Source organism: Methylovulum sp., from assembly GCF_028687615.1.
Taxonomy (GTDB): Bacteria; Pseudomonadota; Gammaproteobacteria; order Methylococcales; family Methylomonadaceae; genus Methylovulum.
The window spans coordinates 15,355-36,657 of record NZ_JAQTZU010000016.1; the positions used below are offsets into that span (position 1 = coordinate 15,355).

The window sequence follows — 21,303 nt, forward strand, 5'->3', positions numbered from 1 at the left end:
AATGGATATAGCAGGCATTAACCACATCAATATCGTCGTCACACCAGGGCAATTTCCAGATATGGTGGCTTTTTATGAACAAGTCCTCGGTTTAAAACAAGGTGTGCGGGCGGTTTCCAAGCGTAACGGCGCATGGCTGTATTGCCATGATACCGCCATCATCCATTTGTCGGTCGTTCAAGAAGCCCCCTACACGGGTAAGGACACCCATTTTAACCATGTCGCGTTGACGTGCAGCGGCGTTGCCGAGTGGATACGCCATTTAGACCAGCACCATGTCACTTATGAACGAGATTATCGTCCGTCACCAGAAATGAGCCAGCTTTTTTTCTACGATCCGGTCGGCATCCGTATCGAATTGAATTTTGCCGGTGAACGTCTGGAAACCTTGGTTTAAGGAGTCCTGCCATGATACCTGAACAACATTTAGATTTGACCGGCAAAACCGCGTTTATCAGCGGGGCTGCCGTGGGCATAGGCCGCGCCGTGGCGTTGGCGTTGGGCAAAGCCGGTGCAACGATTGGCCTGCATTATTATTCCAGCGCAGATGCGGCTAATGCCTTGTTTGAAGAATTGACCGAGTTACAAATCAAAGCCATTTTATTGCCTGCCGATTTGACCCAAGAAGACCAGGCCAACGCCGCCGTCGATAAATTGGTCGCCGAAACAGGCCGTCTGGATATTCTGGTCAATAACAGCGGCGGCTTGGTCAAACGCGCCAAAATTGAAGATTGTTTGCTGGAAAACTGGAACAAATCCTTGGACATTAACCTGACCAGTGCGTTTTTAGCCACCAAACGCGCCATCCCGCATTTGCGGGCAACCGGTAACGGGAGCATCGTCAATATTTTGTCGTTGTCGGTACAAACGGGTGGAGCCAACGGTGGCGGGGCTTATGCCGCCGCCAAAGGCGGCTTGATGGTGTTCACGCATACCCTGGCGAAAGAATTGGCCCCTGAAATACGCACCAATTCGGTCATGCCCGGCACCGTGGAAACCCAGCATCATGAAATCCATTCAACCCCGGAAATGATGGAAAACTACCGCAAACAAACCCCGTTAGGCCGCAATACTTTTGCCGAAGAAGTTGCCAGCTCGGTGTTGTTTCTAAGCAGCAACATGGCGTCGCATATAAATGGTGCGTTGATCGATATTAGTGGCGGACGATTTTTGCGCTAACACATTTTTTAGTAGCAAATGCACAAAGCCTAATACCCAGTCAGTGTTGAATTGTCGAGTTGACATAGACGTAGGCCGGAAACAACCGTTCTCGCTTTCGCCCGAACGGTCTTATTCCAGCCTACGCAAATACCCGTCAAAATAAAAATGACTAAGCACTAGTTGTGCACCTGCATAAAATGCCGCATTAATATGTTGCAATGTTGATAGGGCTATTTCGTTAAATAAGCTGCGACGAAAAAGAAATTAACCTTATAACTCTTTGCAAATAAAGAAGAAAAAATACTGACTATCCAAATTCGAAATCAGGACAGAATTTGATTGCACTTTGACATCAAATTTCCTTCACCACCACTTTCGGCATATTCCGCTTAATCAAAAAATACACCACCGGAATCACCACCAGCGAAAATAAAGTTGACGCGATGATGCCGAAGATAAAACTCCACGCCAGACCGGAAAAAATCGGGTCCAACACAATCATCATCGAACCCAGCACCGCCGAGGCTGCGGTCAAAAATATCGGGTTTAACCGCGTTGCCCCCGCTTCGACTATCGCATCCGCCAAGCTAATCAGCGGATTATTGCGGTAAATGTTTTCGATAAAGTCGATCAGGATAATCGAGTTACGCACCACGATGCCGGCGAGGGCGATCATGCCGATCATCGCCGTGGCGGTGAAATAAATCGGCGTGGCGTAAGTGCCGACGGGTGAAGAAAACAGGTTGATGAACCAAAAGCCGGGCATGATGCCGATCACGGTCAAGGGGATGGCGATCATCATAATCAACGGCACACCCAGCGATCCGGTTTGCCCGACTAACAAAACGTAAATCATCACCATTGCCGCACCGAAAGCCAGCCCTAAATCACGGAACACATCGACAGTGATTTTCCACTCGCCCTCCCCTGCCATTTCGGCTTTGTAGCCGTCCGGCAACGGTTTGTCGTCGAAGGTGCCGAACAAATCCAAAATCGCTTCGACGGGACTGCGGCCTGCCATTTCGCCCGTCACATAAGCGACGCGCTGCAAGTTTTTATGGTAAATCGCCCGCTCGCCGTGTTCGTGGCTGAAACTACCGATTTCACTGAGACGCACCAGTTGCCCGTTGGCAGTTTGCACGGACAAGGCCAGCAAATCGGCTTCGGAAGAACGGGCTGCTCGCGGCAGTTGCAATTGGATGGTTAAGGGTTGCCGCTCTTCGGGAATGTGCAACACGCCCACCGAACCGCCCGCTATCGCCAGTTGCAAGGTTTGTGCGACTTGTGCGGTGCTTATGCCCAGTAACGCGGCTTTGTCGTGGTCAACCAGGTAGTGCAATTTGCCGTGTTCGGCTTCGGCAAAATCATCGACATCGACCACACCTGCGGTTTTTTCGATGTCGCCGCGTACCCGTTTGGCGACGTGGATTAAATCGGCATAACTGGATTCGGGCGGGCCGTAAATTTCCGCGACCAGCGTGGATAACACCGGCGGCCCCGGCGGCATTTCGACGATTTTGATGTTCGCGCCGTAGTGCTTGGCTATGCGCTCGATTTCTGGCCTGATGCGTAGGGCGATATTGTGCGAGGCTTGGTCGCGGTGGCTTTTATCTGCCAACACAATGCGGATGTCGCCGACATTCGCGCCTTGCCGCAGATAGTAATGGCGCACCATGCCGTTGAAATCCATTGGCGAGGACAATCCGACATAGCTTTGGTAACTGCTGACTTCGTTGACTGTGGCGAGGTAATGCCCCAGGGCCGCCGCAACTTCGTCGGTGGCTTCCAAGGAGCTGCCTTTGGGCATGTCGATGATGAGCTGCAATTCGTTTTTGTTATCGAAGGGCAACAGTTTTAACGGCACGATGCGCGTCACCGCCATCATCGCCGAGGCGGCGAAGGCGACCATGACGATTAATAAGAATAGCCACGCCTTGGCTTTGCTCGCCAATAAGGGCGCGACAATGGCTTGGTAGATTTTGAAGCCGCGTGTTTCTTTTAAGTTAAATTCCGCACCATGATCCTTGCCGTAATCACCTTTCAAGAGCTTGAAACTTGCCCACGGCGTGACCGTGAAGGCAATCACCAGCGACATCAACATGGCAATCGGCACATTGAACGCCATCGGTGCCATGTATGGCCCCATCATGCCGGTGATGAAAAACATCGGCACGAAGGACATGATGACGGCGAAAGTCGCCAAAATGGTCGGCGGGCGGATTTCGTCAACCGCACTCAACAAGGCTTGCAACGGCGGTTCTTTGCGCATTTTGTAGTGGCGGTGAATGTTTTCGACATCGACTATCGGGTCATCGACCAGCAAACCTAGCGACAAAATCAGCGCGAACAAGGTGACGCGGTTGATGGTGTAGCCGAACAAATAATCGCACAACAGCGTGACGGCAAAAGTCATCGGCACGGCTAACGAAACGATCAACGATTCCTTAAAACCTAAGGACAAGGCCAGCAGCACGATGATAGTCAGGATGGCTAGCCCTAAGTGCATCACCAATTCATTGACTTTGTGGTCGGCGGTTTCGCCGTAATTGCGGGTGATGGTGATCAACACGTCTTCTGGGATTAACGTGCCTTTGAGTTGTCCGGTGACTTTCAAAACGACTTCGGCGACGCTAACGGCGTTGCTGCCTTTGCGTTTGGCGATGGCTATCGTGGTTAATGGGCGTTCTTCGCCTACGCTGGGTAACTTAGCGACTTCTCCGGCGGTTTGTATATGCGCCACCGCAGGGCCAAAGCCGATGCGGGTGTAGGTGTCGGTGTCCGCGCCGCCGTCGATGATTTGCGCGACATCACGCAAGGTCAGCAAACGACCGTCCACCACTTTCACCACCGTGCCACCGATTTGCCCGGCGGTTTGGTAATGCGGGCCGGCTTCGAGGATGATTTCTTTGTTTTGCGCGGTGAGTGTACCAACGGGCAGGTTGACGTTGTTTTTCGCCAAAGCCTGCCTAATGTCCAGCAAAGTGATGTTGCCCGCCTGTAATTTCGCAGGATCTGGATAAACGGAGATTCGCCGTGGCGCACTGCCCACCACCCAACTTTTGCCGACATTTTCCACTTCGCGCAGCCGCTCGACCAACTCATCGGCGACACGGCGCAAATCGGTCGCTTCCATATTGGTTTTTTGCGGCGACAAACTCAACATCAAAATCGGCACATCGTCGATTTCGACAGGCTTGACCAGCCAATTAGTGACACCCGGTGGGATGATGTCTTGGTTGGCCAACACCTTATCGCGGGTCTTGATCAGGCTGTTTTCCAAATTTTCGCCAACCAGATAGCGCACAGTAACAACGGCTTCACCCGGACGCGAAGCGGAATAGACGTATTCCACACCTTGGATTTGCCGCAGCAAGGTTTCCAGCGGCGTGGTGACTTGCTTCTCGACTTCCTCGGCAGATGCGCCAGGCACTTGCACGAACACATCCATGACGGGGACGATGATTTGCGGGTCTTCCTCGCGTGAAGTCAAAAATAAGGCCGCCGCCCCTGCCAGCAAGGAAATAATCAGGAACAGCAGGGATAAATGCGAGGTGGTGAACAGGCGGACGATTTTGACGGTTAGGCTGTCTTTTTTAACTTCCATGCTCATGGCTGTAGTTCCAGAGGCATTAGCACAAGAATCATTGCGTCATCTCGGCATGGATTGCCGAGATCCAGAAGCCACGGACGGCAACTCGCAAACACATCCCTGTGTTCTGGATTCCGGCAATCCATGCCGGAATGACGACTTATAGAATTCATTATATTGAACTTATTGAAACTCATGGCTGCAATCCACCATTCAGCAAAATCGTTTCACCTTCATGCAAACCGGACAACACTTCAACTTGTTCACCGTACACTTTGCCCGTGCGGATGTGGCGGGTATGCCATTGTTTGCCGTCCACGACCTTAACCGCTTGCAATTGCCCATAATGCAGCACGGCGGTGGCTGGGATCAGCAACGCGGTTTGTTCGGCTTGGCAAGCCAATTCCAGCCAACCGAATTGCCCGTGTTGTAAACCTTGGGTACGCGGCAAACTGATTTTGATGGCTTGGCTGCGGGTTTGCGGGTCAGTTTCCGGCGCGATTTCGTCCACTTTTCCGGTTACCGTTTGGTGCAAAGCGTCGATGCGTACCGTCACTGCCATGCCTAATTGGATGGTTTCGGCACAATGGCTAGCAATCGCCGCCTCCAAGCGTAAATCATCAGGTTTCAGCAAAGTGACTATCGCTTGGTTAGGCAAGCCCATATCCCCCGATTCTTGTAAGCGTTCACCGATGATGCCATCAAACGGCGCGTACAGGACATTTTCGCCCAACAGCACTTGGCTTTGTTGCGCGGTGCTGGCGGCTTGGTCCGCCATCGCCCGTGCCGCTTTGGCTTGCGCCAGTACGGCATCGTAATTTTGTCGGGTTGCGGCTTGTTTTTGGTATAAATCAATGATGCGCTTTGCTTCCGCTTGCGCTTGGGCAGCTTGCGCCCCAGCGGCGGCCTGCGCGGCTTGCGCGGCGTTGCTGGCGGCGCGTAAATCGCGGTCATCCAACCTTGCCAACACCTCGCCTTTTTTCACCCGTTCGCCGGGATGCACCAGAATTTCAACAATGCGGGCGTTTAGTTTCGGCGCGATTTTGATAGCAATCCGCGAACGCACCGTGCCTTGCCACGCTAAAGCATTGGCGGCAGCTTGGCGGCTGACGGTTATTGTGTTGGCATCGGCAGGCAATGTTTGCGCGGTGTTTGCCGTGGCGCCAGATTCTATTTTGTCACCGCCACCGAGAAAGCCTAGTGCGAACAAAATCACCAGTAGCAAGCCAGAAATGGCAGCCGTGGGGATCAGCCATTTTGGCGGGTTGAACGATAGAGATTGGTCAATCATGGATAAATCCTATTAAGCGTAGGTCGGGTTAGCGAAAGCGTAACCCGACATTTTATTTGCAATTTTGTCGGGTTACGCTATCGCTAACCCGACCTACAAATGCTGTGGTTTAAAACCCGCCTGTCGCCTGTTTCAGTTCCGCTTCGGCACGCAAGGCATCAAACCGTGCCGAGATTTGCCGCGTGTGCGCCTTATCCCGCGCCACTTCGGCTTCGATATAACGGGTCACCGTCACCACGCCCGCTTGGCGTTGTTCATTGACCAAACGCAAGGCTTCTTCGGCGGCTTGTACGGACACCGCCGCCACGTCGGCGCGGTTCAAGGCTTCCTGCAAACGCAATTGCGCGGATTTCACGGCGTTTTCTATCTGCAAACGCTGTTGGCGCAGGGCTTCTTGCGCGGCGGTGAGTTCGTGTCCGGCTTTTTTGACTTTGGCCTGGGTGGCGAAACCGTTGAACACATCCACCTCGACTTGTACGCCGACGCTGACATTATCGCGGTCGGTATCAAAATCGGGGCTGCGGTTGTTGAAGCCGTAGCTGGCGTAGGCATCGGCGCGGGGCAAATAGGCGCCTTGGGCGGCGGCAAGTTGTTGTTCGGCGATGGCGACGCGCTTGGCGGCGGCTTGCAGTTCAGGGTGTTGCGCCAAGGCTTGGGTCAATAAGGCATCAAACTTGAGCGGATTTTTCGGTAAGGCTTGCGCCAAAGTTTCCTTGATCACCAACGGTTCACTAACCGACAGCCCCAACAAAGTTTTCAGCATCGTGTTCGCCATCTCGACCGCATTAGCCGCTTGAATTTGCGCTTCTTTGGCTTCGGCGAGCTGCACTTGCAAAGACAGCACATCCGATTTCAGCACCGTGCCGGCAGCAAAACGTGTTTGTGATTGCGTCAATTCACTTTGCACGGCGGCAACCGAGCTTTCGCTGACTTGCTGGGCATCGACCGCCGTTATGTGCGCGTAATACGCGGCGGTGATGTGGCTGACCAAGCGATTTTTTACCGCCGCTTGATCCAATTCCGATGCCGCCACGCCCAATTCGGCCGCTTGCGCCTGATGGCTGTCCTGACCGCCTCTATATAAGGAATAAGTCGCGGAAATTTGCTCGCGGAAATTGTCCACACCGCCCGGATGGTTGAAATCCGTACCGGCAAAATCCAAGCGACGTTGGGCGATAATCATCGCAAACGCTTCCGCCGGATTATTGCTGTGTTGGTAAGCGATACCCGCTTTGATTTGCGGATAATAATTCGCCATCGCCAAATCCAGTTGGTCTTGCGCTTGGTCGATACGCGCCTGCATGATGCTTAGCTCAGGATTGTTCGCCAGCGCGTAGTCTATCGCCTGCGGCAAGGTAAGCGGCGGGGCGGCGTGGGCGGTGAGGCTGAATACGCAACTAATTAGCAATAGTTTCAATGGGTTCATAGTGTAGGGTACGCTGTGCGTACCATTTCCAAATCACGGTTTCAAAAAGGTATGCGTTTATGCCCCAGAGGGGGCTGCGTACCCTACATTTTTAAGTTGCCAGATAATCTTGCAACAATACTATCTTGCCAATATCCACGGCTTTCCGGTAATAAGCCGCATCGGCGGTAATCAGCACGACATCTGAGGTTTCCAAAGCAGCGGCGTGGTAGAGCGTGTCGAACAAATGATGTTTAAGCTCACGGCTTAAACGCATCGCCGTTTGATAAACCGCCGCGCTATCCACCACTGATATTTCCAAGTGTTGGACTGCGGTAAATAATCGCGCCGCATGGTCTGGTGCAAGCCTGACGACCACGCCCATCAGTTCCGCCAGAAAATGCGGCGGTTGCAGCAAGCGCACATCCTGACGGCTGACCGCTTGCAATAACTGCAAGGCTTTATCGACATCCGCCTCTTCAGGTTGTTGCGGCAACAGCCATTTCACCGCGACGCTGGCATCAACCACGACAAACTTCATGCTTGCCGCAATTCGTCACGCGCCGCTTGCACGGCTGCTTCGGTGACGGCAGGAATTTGCCCGCGCAAGGCCAACAAATCGGCAATCGCTTGTTGGTGCTGTTGCTTACGCACGGCGCGTTCGACTGCTTCACGCATGAGTTCGGCGATTATTGCGCTTTTGTTTTGCCCTTGGTACGCGGCGTTGAACGCGGCCTTAACTTCATCGGGGACACTGAAATTGACGGTTGCCATGATTTGCTCCTGGGTTGTTGAAAATTTCAACAAATTATCGGGGCAGACGCTAGGCAATGCAATGTTTATGAACCCGTAAAATCCCGTATTTCGCTATCGCTGCATACGGCTACCTCTGGGCTACTTTTTCAAACGCATAATGCCCATCAATTTCAACGGCAAACGCTCATAAAACGGCTCGCTCAAGCCTTTGCGGACTTTGCGCATGAAATATTTTTCATAGCCGATTTTTGCCCAATGCACCCAACGCCCGCGTGATGCCCATTGCACATTGCGCGGCGGGATTTGCGGCATGGCGAGGAACGCGATGCCGGAATCGCCAAAATCCGCCAAACACAGCGCGTTCCAGGTGCCCTTGTGGCTAGGCTCTTTGCCGTCCAATTCATCACGGATATTGTGCGCGGTGGCGGTGACCATCGACTCGATCATGTAACCCGTTTTGGGCACACCGGTTGGTACGGGCGTGGGTTTTTGCGGTGCGATGGCGATGCACACGCCGACGGAATAAATGTTTTTGTAAGTTGGGTTGCGTTGATGTTCATCGACCAGCACAAAACCGCGCGGGTTAGTCAGTTTTTCAATGCCGAACAGCGCGTCCACGCCTTTGAACGCTGGCAACATCATGCTGTGTTTGAACGGCAATTCGTGTTGCTTTTTCACCGCGCCGTTTTCATCGACTTCGGTCACATACATCATGCCATCTTCCACGCGGTCCACTTTGGCGTTGCAAATCCAGTCGATGTGCTTGTTGCGCATTTCGCTTTCCAACATGCCTTTGGTGTCGCCCACGCCATCCAAACCCAAATGCCCGATGTACGGCTCGGAAGTGACATAAGTGATTTTTACTTTGTCGCGGATTTTATGTTGGCGCAGGTCGGTTTCGGCGGTGAACAAGTATTCATAAGCAGGGCCAAAGCACGACGCGCCTTGCACGGCCCCGATGATGATAGGGCCAGGATTTTCGGTGAAGGCTTCCCAACGCTCACCCGCAGGGCCGGCGTGGTCAACATGGCAGACTGATTCGGTATGTCCGTTGGGACCTAAGCCTGGAATTTCGTCAAACGCCAGTTTCGGACCGGTGGCGATGACCAGATAATCGTAGGCTACGGTGCTGCCATCAGCCAATTCGACTTGGTTTTGTTCCGGTTGGAAGCGGGCGACTTTTTGCTGGATGAAGGTGATTTTTTTCTTTTTGAACACGGGTTCCAACGGCACTTTAATGTCTTCGGGTTTGCGCCAGTTGACGCCCACCCACGGATTGGACGGCACGAAATGGAAAGTCGGCGTGTCGGCGATGACGACCACTTCGTCTTCTTTACGCGCCAAGTCTTTCATTTCAAATGCCATTGGAATGCCGCCGATGCCGGCTCCTACGATTACGATTTTAGCCATGATGTTTCCTCTCTGTGTTTTTTTTAGTTATTTAAGTCCACGAAAAACACGAAACACACGAAAAATTTAGGTCGGTAATCTTTAGTTGACACGCTGACAAGCCAACAGGCTACTGTTTTATTTCGTGTTTTTCGTGCATTTCGTGGACAATTGCTTTATTGGCAAATTGATTTCACACCCAGTTTTTTCAGGATCATTTCTAGCGGACAGAATTGGGTGAAACCGCTTTGGAGCAAATTAAAACCGACAAAGGCGGTGAACCACAGCCAGTTTTGATGGTGGAACAACGGGCTGCCTTCCACGCCCAAGCTTAAGGACAGCAGGATAAAAGTCCCTGCAACAATGCGGACAATGCGTTCAGTGGTCATGTTTTTTGCTCCCAGATAACGTGCCACAGGATGGGGCTATGCCGTGGGTGTCGATGTCGCACACCGATTCCAGCCACATCGCGTTGATAATGGCGAAAGCCGCCGCAAAGCCTACGCCGAGTATCCAAGTGAAATACCACATGATCGTCTCCTTAATAAAGTGTATGGGTGTCTTGCAAAATGGTTTGTTCGGTGATGTCGCCCCAGATGATTTTGTAAACCCAGCGGGTGTACAACAACACGATGGGCAGGAACACGACGGTGATCCAGAACGCCCACAGCAAGGTGGTGTGGCTGGAACTGGCGTCCCACAAGGTCAGACTGGAACGCGGGTCGGTGGTGGAAATCAGCAGGAACGGGAACAGGCCAAAACCGATAGTCAACAACAAACCTGTCATGCCTACGCTGCTGAACAACAACGCAGTGATCCGGTGGTCGCCTTTACCAAACAGCCATGCCAGCACTAACCCTGTGAAACCCAGCACCGGGGCCAGCAGCATCCAAGGATGGGCGAAAAAATGCGCCCGCCATGTTGCGCCTACCGCCACCACTGTTTTGTTCATCGGATTGGAGGGTGCGTCGCCTGCGGGCATGTGGGTGATTTCTGGGCGGTCTATGCCGAATAACGTCCAAATCGTGGCAAGCACCAACAACAGCAACAGCACCGGCCCCAAAACATTTAAAACAGCGGTGGTGCGTTGGTAAATCACGCCCACACTACGGCATTTTAAGAACAACGCGCCGTGGAAAGTGGTCAGTGCCAAACCAATCACCCCGCACAGCAACGCGAACGGGTTCAGCAAGCCCCAGAACGAGCCGTCATAAAAAGCCCGCAGGTCCTGGTCAAGATGGAACGGCAAGCCCAACAACAAATTGCCGACCAACACGCCGAACAATACCGGCGGCAAGCTGCCGCCCAAAAACAAGCACCAATCCCAGGCGTTGCGCCAGCGCGGGTCTGGCAGTTTGCTGCGGTAATCAAAGCCCGCCGGACGGAAGAACAAGGCGAACAGCACCAACAGCATGGCGACATACAAACCGGAAAACAGCGTCGCGTACACGGCGGGCCAGATCGCAAAAATCGCCCCGCCCAGCAAAATCAGCCACACTTGGTTGCCTTCCCAAGTCACGCCGACGGTGTTGATGATGACGCGGCGTTCGGTGTCGGTTTTGCCAACTAGCGGCAATAAGGTGCAGACACCAAAATCAAAGCCTTCAGTGACGGCAAAGGCAATGGCGACAACGCCGATAAATAGCCACCAGATGATACGCATGGTTTCATAATCGAACATGGTTTACTCCTCAAAGTGTAGGCTGGGATGAGTGTGCGAACCCCAGCAATCCGCATCTAGCCAATTAATGGCCGTGGTGTTGCATTGATCCGCCGGGTATCGCATGGCGGGCGTGGTCGCTCAACTGCGCATCAAAATACTGGTGTACCGCCGCTATCAGCTTCGGGTCAGTGCTGACGTAAGCGATTTGGGCACCGTCCGCCAATTCCCGGTAAGCAAATTGGATATGGCTAAATCCGGTACGCAAGTCCTGCACACCTGGCATGGTGTCGCCGTGGATGCGCATCGGCCCGGAAAAATCACCTTCACCAAAACACTTTGCCAAAGCCGATAAATGGTCGCGGATCAGGCCGATTTGTTTGTGGTCATTGGCATCTTTGGCAAGCACTTGCTGGATGCCGCCTGTGTCAGTTTGGGTGAAAACGTGCTGGGTTTTGTCCAGGTCAAACGGCATGACATGGACACCGCGTGCCACGACTTCATCCAGACGCGCGGGGCTGGCGGGTTGCACGGCATAAGCGCTAGGCATCATTAACAAGCCTAGAGCCAAGCAAATTTTATTCATTATGGTCATCTCCGTTATTGCTACAAATGTTGTTCTGAAATCCCTTACCCAGTGCGAGCAAACCAGCTATACTGCCAACCCTGATTTTGTAAGGAAAAGCTATGAACCTGCCCGAAACCATTTACCAACGCAGCTTATTGTTGCCCGAAAATGCCGCAGCTGAAGTGCTGGCATTCATCGAATTGCTAGAGCGGCGCGAGCAGCAAACCGCTGGCGCAGATGCCCAACGCCGCCAAACCGCACTGGCCCATATCGCGGCAGCCCACATTCCGTGGCAAGGCAAACCCATTCCTGACCGTGCCGCCCTCTACGATGATGCCAGGGCTTAATTCGACTTATTTCCTCGACACTAACATCGTGCTTTATGCCTACGGTACGGATGCCGGGAAAAAAGCCAGTGCCCTCGCGCTATTGGCCGCAAATCCAATGATTTCCACTCAAGTCATTAACGAATGCAGCCATGTCATGCGTCGGAAATTACGCTGGCCGCCACGCCAAGTTGCCGCTGAATTGGACATTTTGCTCGAACTTGTCCAATTACATACTATCCACATCCAGCACATCCGGTCAGCTTGGCAGTTAGCCGGCCGATACGGTTTTAGCCATTACGACAGCCTGATAATCGCCAGTGCGTTGGCAATCGGTTGCAATCATCTATACAGCGAAGATTTGCAACACGATCAATTAATTGCCGACCAACTCCGCATCATTAACCCGTTTTTGTAGCTGCCCCCACTTAATGCACAGCCTTCAATTCAAAAAAGTACCGCCCGGTATGCAAACTGCTAGGTCCCAAGCGCACATATTTGAGCATCAGATACAGCTCAATAATCAGCAACACCGTGTAAAACAGGGCGAATCCGGCGATGCTGAACCATAATTGCCCGGTGCTGATGCTGGACACGCTCAGATGGGTAGGCAACACGCCGGAAATTGTCCACGGTTGGCGGCCCACTTCGGCGACAAACCAGCCGGTTTCAGCCGCTATCCACGGCAGCGGGATGCACCAGACCGCCAGGCGCATCAGCCAGCGTTTTTGGTCGGCGACGCGGGTGGCGCAGTAGTAAAAGGCCATCGCAAACACAAACAGCATGGTAAAACCACACGCCACCATGACGCGGAACGTCCAGAACAGCGGCGCGACTTTGGGGATGGTGTCGTTGGCGGCTTTTTCGATAGTCGCCGTATCGGCATCGACGACGTTTTCGGTGTATTTTTTCAGCAGCAAGCCATAGCCCAAATCAGCTTTGTGGCTGGCAAATGCTTGCAAAGTCGCCTCGCTATGGTCGCCACCGCGCAGTTTTTGCAGCTCCCCATACGCCACCATGCCATTTTTGACCCGCACCAAACTGTCTGCACGCAATTCTTTCAAGCCTTTGACAGGTTCGTCTATCGAGCGGGTGGCGATCAGACCCAAGACATACGGGATTTTGATGGCATAATCGGTATGCTGGGTTGCTTGGTTGGGGAAGCCAAAGGCGGTAAAACTGGCGGGTGCGGCTTCAGTTTCCCATTCCGCCTCAATCGCGGCGAGCTTGATTTTTTGGGTTTCGCCTTGGGTGTAGCCACTTTCGTCGCCCAACACAATCACCGACAAAATCGAAGCCAAACCAAACGCCGAGGCGATGGAAAAAGAACGGCGGGCAAAGCCGATGTCGCGTTTGTTCAGCAAATACCACGAGCTGATGCCGAGCACGAACATCGAGCCGGTGACATAACCCGCCGCCACGGTGTGGACGAATTTGACCTGGGCGACCGGGTTTAAAATGACATCGGCGAAGCTGGTCATTTCCATGCGTAGCGTTTCGTAATTGAATTCCGCGCCGACCGGATACTGCATCCAACCGTTAGCAATCAGAATCCACAAAGCCGACAAGCTGGTGCCGACGGCGAGCAGCCAGGTCACGATCAAATGCTGGACTTTGGTCAATTTGTCCCAGCCGAAGAAAAACAGCCCGACAAAGGTCGATTCCAGGAAAAACGCCATCCAGCCTTCGCTAGCCAGCAAAGGCCCGAAAATATCGCCGACATAATGCGAGTAATACGCCCAATTGGTGCCGAACTGGAATTCCAGCGTGATGCCGGTGGTCACGCCCATCGCGAAGTTGATCCCGAACAGCTTGCCCCAGAATTGGGTCATGTCCTTGTAGACTTCCTTGCCGGTCATCACATACACGGATTCCATAATGCCGAGGATAAAGGTCATGCCCAAGGTCAGCGGCACGAACAAAAAATGGTACAGCGCGGTCAGGCCAAATTGCAGCCGCGATAGCATGACAATATCATCGCCGATCATAATGGATCTCCTTTGTGGATGGATAAATAGGGGCTTGCGTAGGTAAGGCAAAATGGGCGGCAATATCGGGCTTAACGGCGGGACGGCCTTGCCACCGGAACAACAAAAACCACAAGCCTGTCAGCAAGATGATTTTTAGCAATAAAGCCAAGCCGATTTCCCATCGTAACGGGGTTTTGTTGGTAGTATTATTGATCATGATTGCCTCCTGACATGGTTGGCGTAACATGGCCGGGTGCCGACATCATTAAGCTGTTCTGCCCATTGTTAAAAAGCGCCACTCCTCGGTTTGCCATCATCAGCCCCATCACCATAACCAATACCCCGGACACCCGCACTAACTGGTGCATCGCTTTCGCAGGCAACAGGCTGGCAAATGCGCCAAACCCCAACAATGGCAGCAACGTTCCTATGCTGAACAAACTTAAAATCTTGGCGCCTTGCAAGGGGTCGCCGCTACCTGCCGCCATGATATACATGGCTTGCAACGGGCCGCAACCAAGCAATAAGCCGGTTAGTAACCCAGTCAACAAAGGGCTGCGCCGCTTGTGCATAGCTCCAGTGATTTGCCGGTTTGCCGATGGGGGCAAGCGTAGCGTGAATCGTCGCAATACCGTAAACACGTTGAGCATTTTTAAGCCATACAAAATCAAAAACACACTGGCAGCCAAGGCGGCGATGCCACGCATTTGTGGCGTGATGGCAATGCCCGCACCCAACAAGCCAAAGCCCGCACCTAACACGCTATATGACAATGTCTTGCCAAAGCCATAACTTAAATGCCCCAACAACTGGCGTATCCGGCTCTGATGTTGGTCAGTGTAAGCAACCACAAAACCGCCGCACATGCCTATGCAATGAAAGCCAGTTAAAAAGCCAACGCCCAGCAATAAAACATCATCCATTCGCGGTTTGATGAGCTGCATCACACCCGGCATCTGGTTTTTACCCCAAAATACCAAACCGCCGACTAACACCAGCAACAATAAAAAAACAATAATCTTGTAAAGCGTGCCTGGGGCATCCGGCCTTGCATCGACAACTGGATCTAAAACTGGATCTAAAACTGGATCTAAAACTGGATAGCCTTTAGCTTCAATGGCTAGACGGATTTGATCGAGATTGAGCTTATCATCATCATACTCTAGCCTGACGCTTTGCCTGACATAATCGGCTTTTGCATCCACTACGCCGGGCAAAGCCATGACCGCCGCATTGATGATGTCCTGGCAACCGCTACAAACCATTTGCTTGACTTGCAATTGTGTGATTCTCATGACCATAAACTCATCTTCCCCCTTCAACCTAGGCTTTGGTTTTAATCGTTGTCATCAGGCAACGGTTTGCGGAGCAACCTTGTCGATAAGGCCAACACCAAAATTGCCGCCGATACCAACAACACGTCCAAACCCGCTTGGTGGTGCGCCTGCACATCGGCAATCAGTAGCCGCGACAAGGCGGTGATGGCGATAAAAATCAGGCAGCGTACAGGCATGGCGTTAGTCTGAAAGTAAATGCCGACCATCGCGCCCAACTCTAAGTAGATGAACAGCAATAAAATATCGCTTATCGTGGCATGACCAATGCTCACCATGCCTACAAACGAACTTATCGCCGACCAAACCACACTGGCACCGATAACAAAAAGGGCTAAATAATGAAACATTTCAATCAACAAATTACCCAATTCGTCAATCCAGGCCTTTAAGGTTTCGCGAAACTCGCTCAGTTGGTTTTGCTTCATAATATCTATGGTTCCAAACGCTTATATGAAACATAACTGTAATCGCGGAACGTCCAATTGTCTTTTTTTTTGTAAAAATTTTTTGAAAAAGTGCCGTTAGCTTATTATCAATCTTTGTGGCAGTACATAATAAAATTCTAATGCAACTGCCGAGCCAATATGCCACAGATAATAATTAAATTTTAACCCACTGTTTTCATTTGTTTTTATTTGATACGAATAAACCATTTATAAATGAAGTTGTTTCAATTCAAAAAATACTAGAAACAAATATATTTCATAATGAAACAAAAATGAAACATATTCGGATTATATACTTTACATGGTCAGTTTTCGGTTTTTGGAGCGCGGTCATGACCGTAGCGGGCGGCTCCCCGTGTTCCCATCAGTTTGCAGCGTCCCACTAAAAACCCAAAACTTGACCGTTTGAAGTATTAGTTAGGCGTCAGTTTGGGTAACAACTGTGATACAACTGTGATACAACGATGATACAAATCACAGATAGCCATAGAATTTGTAAGTTTGTAGAGGGTACAAATACCTGCCAATCTATAAATCCCTCGCCAAGTGGCCTGCGGAATATGCCTGCAGAATATGAAAGAAGAGAATGTGAAGGGAGATTTATTTATTATTCAGGATAATAGAAGGACTTCCCTGCCCTTCTATTGCCCGGCATAATTTCAACAGCGGTGACTAGTCTTCGAAATCAGGACCGTTATGGCAATCAAAACAAGTCACTTTATTTCCAGCCGGGTATTGCTTTGTACCGAGTTCAGTGACAAACACCCGGTTTGCGGCAACCTTGGCTAATGGCGAGCCTTTTAAATCCAAACCATGACAGGATTGGCAAGACTTGGCATTACGCTCATAGAAATCCCCATGCCCACCATTGATCCATTCTTTGTCATTGACATTGTGCATACCATGCGGCCCATTTAAGGTCAACGCCAGACTGCCATTTTTATGGCAAGTCGTGCATTCCATAATGGTGCCGGTATGGCCTTGTGCTTTAATCGCCGCGACATTGTCATTAGGATGCTTGGCATCTCCAGGCCAGATGGCATGGGTGCTATTATGGCAATTTTCGCATAATACCCCGCCGTGGCCTTTGCTGAAGCGGTACAAGGTATCTGTCTGTTCGGCAAAGCGTTTATTGCTTGCCAAGCGTGGCGATGCGGCAAGGTCATTGAGGTCAAAGGCAAAATGTTCGCGCAGGCCATCCGCCGAGGTGCTGGCCGTGACCGGCAGATGATTGGTTTCATCACCGGTGTGGCAAGATTGGCAACGAGGCAAATCGACCCAAGGGCGGCGTTTGCCCCCATCATTTTTGCCATCTAATGAACCTCCTGTTTTGAGAGGGTAATGCCCGCCCGTCGCCTGCATATTGCCGTGGCAGTTTTGGCAGGTGACATTCTCGGTCATCGCCCCCCGTAAACAGCGCGTCTCGCTGCCTGGATGGCATTGGTAACAACTTTGCTTGGCAGGACTGGGGATTTTTCCACCGACCAGGACGGGTTGGTCAGGAAGTTTTTCGCCATTCAACACCATTTTGTTGGCATGGTTATCGTGCATCACCGCTGACATGGTCTTATGCAGTTTTTGTACTTCGCTAGGCCCTGATCCGGTCAAATCAAGTGCAGGGGAATAATGGCAGGATGCGCATAAAACGGGTTTGGCGGCTTCCAGAGCCGTCGTAAATTTAGCGTCGTGCAGTTTTAAGACATTTTCCCGATATTGGACGCTAGGATCGGGGTTCAACGACCAAGCGATTTTCGGATACTTGATTGGATCGGCGGCACTGGCATTCGTGGCATGGCAGTTTTGGCAAGTGGTTTCATCTGAAACAGGCAAAACAATCTGGGTCGAAGCTCCCGCCAGTGCCTTATGGGTGGCGGAATTGCCGGCCTGAATTTTTAACAGCGGGTAGAAATTCTTGTTGCCGTCATCATCAATCGGCAAAATCGGGATGCCAGGGGCTTTAAAAATGCCCGCTCCGTTGATCCAGGAAAAAGATTTGTCAGCGCGGGTTTTAGCATCATTAGGCATGGTCAAACCAAAAATACCCACACCGTTAGCTAAATTTAGCCCGTAAGCTTGTTGATATGACCAAAAATTGGTTTTAGGATTACCGTATTTGTCTTTCCATGAGCTGTTGATCGAGCCTAAACGATCAGCGGCGGGGGCATAAGTCAGTTCCACACCGTTGCTTGGCGATAATACTGAAGGATGGCCTTGTGTATCAATGCCGATCACTTGTGCTTGCACGACATTAAACGGCGGCAAAATAGTAAATGTGGAAAAGTCATCATCCACGCAGTGCATACCTAGATCGTTCACCGCGAATACTTTATATTCTTGTATCGTGGCACTACTTGCAAAGCCACTGATTAACAATAAATAAACCAGCAAAACAACGGATTGAAGTTTTGATTTAACCATAAAAACCCCCTATAAAATTTTTGGCGAAGTTAAGATTTAGATGTGTAAATAACCACAAGCTTAGTAGTATATTGTTTTTTTCTTATTAACACCCCTTTTTTCTATCAGCCAATTGCCCCACCCCGCGCTAAGCGCAGAATTAAAATGACTTTTCGTTGTTGGAGATCATAGAAATCCATTTTCCCCTAAAAGATTAGCCAGAAACCGAAAAAAAAACAGGGGAGATGGCAACTTTATTTACCGATGATTGGAGCGATAAGGTGGATCCTGAAATGCTGAAACACGGAAATATCGGGCATAAACTATATGCCCGACTTCCCGCAACCCACTATGTCCGGTGGTTTTTTTGGGTGATGCTGATAGGTGATGTTTTCCAAATGTCTTCGCAATACTCGCGGATAGCCCGATCCGAAGAGAATTTGCCTATCCGCGCAACATTCAGGATAGACATGCGGGTCCAGTGCTCTGGATCTTTGAATTGGCGGCCGACTTCTTCCTGGCAAGCGGCATAGCTGGCAAAATCGGCACAAATTAAGTAGGGGTCGTGGTTCCAGAGATTATCAAGGAATGGCGCGAACAATTCCTTATCGCCGTGGGAAAACAGGCCGGATGCCAAAAGATATAACGCTTCCCGTAGCGCGGGTGTATGCTCGACGACTTCCCTACTCCGGTAACCGTTGGCATACAAAGCCTGTACAGCTTCAACGCCGAGGCCAAAAAGGAAAAAATTCTCCTCGCCCACTTCCTCCCTGATTTCCACATTGGCACCGTCTAAGGTGCCGATAGTCAACGCGCCGTTCATCGCAAATTTCATGTTACCTGTACCTGATGCCTCCATTCCGGCGGTGGATATTTGTTCCGACAGGTCAGCGGCTGGATATAGCCGCTGACCTAGCTTGACATTCATATTCGGCACGAACACCACCTTGATGCGCCCGTTGATTTGCGGGTCGCGGTTAATGACCTCCGCCACCGAATTGATCAACTTGATGATTAGCTTAGCCATCCGATAACTCGGTGCCGCCTTGCCGCTGAAAATAAAAGTGCGCGGCGGGAGCTCCATATTGGGATGTAGTTTGAGCTGCTGATAGAGGCTGATGATGTGCAGCACATTCAAGTGCTGGCGTTTGTATTCGTGGATACGCTTGGCCTGGATGTCAAATAGGCTGTCTGGATCGACAGCGACTCCCGTGGTTCGCCGGATGTAGTCTGACAGGCGAGCCTTGGCGGTGCGCTTGACCTGGCGCCAGCGCAAGCGGAAGCTGGCATCGTTAGCGCAGGGTTCTAATTGGCATAATTGTTCCATATCGCGCAGCCAACCTGTACCGATACCTGAATCAATCAATGCCGCCAGCGGGAGGTTTGCCAATCCAATAAAACGGCGTGGCGTAACCCCGTTGGTTTTGTTGCTGAATTTCTCCGGCCACACTTTATAAAAGTCTTTCAGCACCGTTTGTTTCAGAAGGTCGCTATGCAAAGCGGCGACACCATTGATGGCGAAACTGCCCACACAGGCGAGATTCGCCATGCGCACCCGTTTTTCACCCGTCTCATCAATAAGCGAAATGCGGGCAAGGCGTTCGTTGTCGTCTGGAAAGTGCCAGCGCATCTCTTCCATGAAGCGGGCGTTGATTGCGTAGATAATCTCCAGATGACGCGGCAGGATGCGTTGGAATAGCGGCAGCGACCAAGTCTCCAAGGCTTCAGGCAACAAGGTGTGGTTGGTGTAGGCAAAAGTCTGGCGGGTGATGTTCCACGCCGATTCCCAGTCCATCCCGTGTTCGTCCACCAGCAAACGCATCAGTTCCGGTATCGCAATGGCGGGGTGGGTATCGTTAAGTTGGGCGACGAATTTATCGGCAAAATCGGTGATTTTGCCTTCGTCGCGCAAGGTCATCTGGATCATGTCTTGCAACGAGCAGGTGACGAAGAAATATTGCTGGCGCAAACGCAATTCCTTGCCAAGCTCCGGTTCATCGTTGGGATACAGCACTTTGCTGATATTTTCGGCGACGACTTTGTCGCTGACCGCGCCCTGATAGTCGCCGTGGCTGAATGCCAACAGATCAAAAGGTTCGCGGGCTTCGGATTTCCAAAGCCTGAGCAAATTGGCATTGGTCACGCCATAACCCAGGATTGGGGTGTCGTAGGCCAAGCCATAGATGATGGTTGCAGGTATCCAACGGCTTTGCGCTTGGTTTGATCCGTCGACGTAGTGTTCGATTTTTCCATCCATTTTGACCGGATAGCGGATTTGCCGGTTGGGGAGTTCCCAAGGGTTGCCGTTACGCAGCCACGCATCGGCAATTTCAAACTGCCAACCGTCGCGGATTTCCTGATCGAAGATGCCGTATTCGTAACGGATGCCATAACCGATAGCCGGGATTTCAAGGGTGGCGAGCGAGTCCATGTAGCAGGCAGCGAGCCGCCCCAAGCCACCGTTTCCCAAACCCGGTTCCAGTTCAGATTCTAAAATGGTGTCCAAATCCAGCCCCAAATTTTGCAGGGCTTCGCGGGTGTGGGCGCGGGTATTGCCCCAGACGTCTAAATTGAGGATGTTGTTGCCAAGATGTGGCCCTAACAGGAATTCTGCGGATAAATAAGCCACAGTCCTGGCATTGGACTGCTGGTACCGTTCTGTGGAGGAGACGAATCTGGCGAGTAAACGGTCGCGGATCGTGTACGCCAGGGCGGTGTAATGATCGACTGGCGATGCGTCCTCAAGCGTCCTGCCCATGACATAAAACAGGTTATCCAAAAATGAACGCTGGATGGCCTCGACGGATCGTGCGATGCGTATGCTTAGTGCTTGTTCGGCAATGTCAAACATGAAGTATCCTCAGTATGGTGATGGCTTAGCAGGAATCCCTGTGAAATACATTGGACAATCAACTCCTGATTGGCAAGATGGCTATGTTTAGAAAAACATCGATATCCCGATGTTTATACCAAACAGTTGGCCTCATTCACAACCCTGGCCTTAACAA

The 21,303-nt window shown here is 51.5% G+C and carries 20 protein-coding genes; 4 read left to right on the top strand and 16 right to left on the bottom strand.

The window, feature by feature from the left end; translation table 11 throughout:
* Position 1: 1 nt before the first annotated feature.
* Both PHH59_RS10980 and PHH59_RS10985 read left to right on the top strand, forming a co-directional pair.
* Positions 2-397 carry a VOC family protein gene (locus PHH59_RS10980; RefSeq protein ID WP_300015651.1) on the top strand — a complete coding sequence of 132 codons (396 nt, stop codon included), beginning with the start codon at positions 2-4 and terminating at the stop codon, positions 395-397.
* Between the two features lie 11 nt (positions 398-408).
* Positions 409-1,179 carry an SDR family NAD(P)-dependent oxidoreductase gene (locus PHH59_RS10985; protein ID WP_300015654.1) on the top strand — a complete coding sequence of 257 codons (771 nt, stop codon included), beginning with the start codon at positions 409-411 and terminating at the stop codon, positions 1,177-1,179.
* A gap of 334 nt (positions 1,180-1,513) precedes the next feature.
* On the opposite strand, the gene PHH59_RS10990 is transcribed toward PHH59_RS10985, so the two are convergent.
* The 10 genes from PHH59_RS10990 to PHH59_RS11035 all read right to left on the bottom strand — a co-directional run bounded on the left by PHH59_RS10990 (position 1,514) and on the right by PHH59_RS11035 (position 11,837).
* A complete protein-coding gene (locus tag PHH59_RS10990) occupies positions 1,514-4,771 on the bottom strand; it encodes an efflux RND transporter permease subunit (protein ID WP_300015657.1) in 3,258 nt (1,085 codons plus the stop codon).
* 172 nt (positions 4,772-4,943) lie between these two features.
* Positions 4,944-6,041 carry an efflux RND transporter periplasmic adaptor subunit gene (locus tag PHH59_RS10995; protein ID WP_300015660.1) on the bottom strand — a complete coding sequence of 366 codons (1,098 nt, stop codon included), beginning with the start codon at positions 6,039-6,041 and terminating at the stop codon, positions 4,944-4,946.
* A gap of 109 nt (positions 6,042-6,150) precedes the next feature.
* The gene (locus PHH59_RS11000; protein ID WP_300015663.1) at positions 6,151-7,467 is read right to left on the bottom strand and encodes a TolC family protein; all 1,317 of its coding nucleotides are present in this window, start codon (positions 7,465-7,467) and stop codon (positions 6,151-6,153) included.
* Positions 7,468-7,558: 91 nt separating this feature from the next.
* Positions 7,559-7,987: a type II toxin-antitoxin system VapC family toxin gene (locus tag PHH59_RS11005; protein ID WP_300015666.1), complete on the bottom strand. Its 429-nt coding sequence runs from the start codon at positions 7,985-7,987 to the stop codon at positions 7,559-7,561.
* Complete coding sequence (locus PHH59_RS11010) at positions 7,984-8,220, bottom strand: hypothetical protein (protein WP_300015669.1); 237 nt, start codon at positions 8,218-8,220, stop codon at positions 7,984-7,986. The genes PHH59_RS11005 and PHH59_RS11010 overlap by 4 nt, the downstream gene beginning before the upstream one ends.
* A 120-nt stretch (positions 8,221-8,340) precedes the next feature.
* Complete coding sequence (locus tag PHH59_RS11015) at positions 8,341-9,612, bottom strand: FAD-dependent oxidoreductase (protein WP_300015672.1); 1,272 nt, start codon at positions 9,610-9,612, stop codon at positions 8,341-8,343.
* 155 nt (positions 9,613-9,767) lie between these two features.
* Positions 9,768-9,980: a DUF2892 domain-containing protein gene (locus PHH59_RS11020; protein WP_300015675.1), complete on the bottom strand. Its 213-nt coding sequence runs from the start codon at positions 9,978-9,980 to the stop codon at positions 9,768-9,770.
* Entirely contained in the window at positions 9,970-10,122 is a 153-nt protein-coding gene (gene cydX / locus PHH59_RS11025) for a cytochrome bd-I oxidase subunit CydX (protein WP_300015678.1), read from the bottom strand. Before cydX ends, PHH59_RS11020 begins: the two co-directional genes overlap by 11 nt.
* Positions 10,123-10,132: 10 nt before the next feature.
* On the bottom strand, positions 10,133-11,272 hold the full coding sequence (gene cydB, locus PHH59_RS11030; RefSeq protein ID WP_300015681.1) for a cytochrome d ubiquinol oxidase subunit II: 1,140 nt from the start codon (positions 11,270-11,272) through the stop codon (positions 10,133-10,135).
* A gap of 64 nt (positions 11,273-11,336) precedes the next feature.
* A complete protein-coding gene (locus PHH59_RS11035) occupies positions 11,337-11,837 on the bottom strand; it encodes an aspartate carbamoyltransferase (protein ID WP_300015684.1) in 501 nt (166 codons plus the stop codon).
* Between the two features lie 101 nt (positions 11,838-11,938).
* Between PHH59_RS11035 and PHH59_RS11040 the strand changes: the two genes are divergently transcribed.
* Positions 11,939-12,166, top strand: a complete 228-nt coding sequence (locus PHH59_RS11040; protein WP_300015687.1) for a hypothetical protein — start codon at positions 11,939-11,941, stop codon at positions 12,164-12,166.
* Entirely contained in the window at positions 12,135-12,563 is a 429-nt protein-coding gene (locus PHH59_RS11045; protein WP_300015691.1) for a PIN domain-containing protein, read from the top strand. The genes PHH59_RS11040 and PHH59_RS11045 overlap by 32 nt, the downstream gene beginning before the upstream one ends.
* A 10-nt stretch (positions 12,564-12,573) precedes the next feature.
* Here the strand turns inward: PHH59_RS11045 and PHH59_RS11050 are convergent, their stop codons facing one another.
* From PHH59_RS11050 to PHH59_RS11075, 6 genes are all read right to left on the bottom strand, one after another.
* Positions 12,574-14,133: a cytochrome ubiquinol oxidase subunit I gene (locus tag PHH59_RS11050; RefSeq protein WP_300015694.1), complete on the bottom strand. Its 1,560-nt coding sequence runs from the start codon at positions 14,131-14,133 to the stop codon at positions 12,574-12,576.
* Positions 14,120-14,332, bottom strand: coding sequence for a hypothetical protein (locus tag PHH59_RS11055; RefSeq protein WP_300015697.1), 213 nt, complete (start codon positions 14,330-14,332; stop codon positions 14,120-14,122). Before PHH59_RS11055 ends, PHH59_RS11050 begins: the two co-directional genes overlap by 14 nt.
* Positions 14,322-15,410, bottom strand: a complete 1,089-nt coding sequence (locus tag PHH59_RS11060; protein ID WP_300015700.1) for a sulfite exporter TauE/SafE family protein — start codon at positions 15,408-15,410, stop codon at positions 14,322-14,324. The genes PHH59_RS11055 and PHH59_RS11060 overlap by 11 nt, the downstream gene beginning before the upstream one ends.
* A 41-nt stretch (positions 15,411-15,451) precedes the next feature.
* The gene (locus tag PHH59_RS11065) at positions 15,452-15,877 is read right to left on the bottom strand and encodes a phosphate-starvation-inducible PsiE family protein (protein ID WP_300015703.1); all 426 of its coding nucleotides are present in this window, start codon (positions 15,875-15,877) and stop codon (positions 15,452-15,454) included.
* 693 nt (positions 15,878-16,570) lie between these two features.
* Positions 16,571-18,316 carry a carboxypeptidase regulatory-like domain-containing protein gene (locus tag PHH59_RS11070; RefSeq protein WP_300015706.1) on the bottom strand — a complete coding sequence of 582 codons (1,746 nt, stop codon included), beginning with the start codon at positions 18,314-18,316 and terminating at the stop codon, positions 16,571-16,573.
* A 328-nt stretch (positions 18,317-18,644) separates the two neighbouring features.
* Complete coding sequence (locus tag PHH59_RS11075; RefSeq protein WP_300015709.1) at positions 18,645-21,146, bottom strand: glycogen/starch/alpha-glucan phosphorylase; 2,502 nt, start codon at positions 21,144-21,146, stop codon at positions 18,645-18,647.
* Positions 21,147-21,303: the final 157 nt, after the last annotated feature.